At 55.2% G+C, this 431-nt stretch carries 1 protein-coding gene; it reads right to left on the bottom strand.

The window, feature by feature from the left end; translation table 11 throughout:
* A partial coding sequence (locus QKD99_RS11570) for a transposase (RefSeq protein WP_347951498.1) occupies nt 1-376 on the bottom strand: 376 nt, incomplete at its 3' end.
* Nucleotides 377-431 lie beyond the last annotated feature (55 nt).

Genomic DNA, 431 nt, shown 5'->3' with positions numbered 1-431 from the left:
TGCGTGCACCCTTGGGCACCATGCGGGGAGTAAACGTGCCGGCACGATCCCTAGGCACGGTCACCTCAACTGCGCCGTAGCCAGAATTGACGGTCTTGGTGTACGACCCGTTACGGTGATTATTCTCCTGTGCGGTTTCGACCTGGGATTTCGCTTTGCGGTCGCAATGGCCGTAGCCCAAGTGCGCATCCATCTCCGCCTTAAGGCCAGCGTTGATCGATGCTTGTAGCAGGCCTTTGACCAGCTCGCTTGCATCATCAGCGGAGCTCGACAACTCGCTAATCAAGCTGGCGATTTCAGAATTTTCCATCAGCTTCTCGCTGATCTCGTTGACCCTCGCCGGGTCATGGTTTTTCTTCGGTGACACCGTAGTCATCATCGGTGAAACTCCTTCTAGATCAGAGCCTCACACACAAACTTCCTGACACCCT

Source organism: Corynebacterium sp. c3Ub_189, from assembly GCF_039907195.1.
In the GTDB taxonomy this organism is placed as follows: Bacteria; Actinomycetota; Actinomycetes; order Mycobacteriales; family Mycobacteriaceae; genus Corynebacterium.
This window is presented reverse-complemented; position numbering and strand designations above follow the sequence as displayed.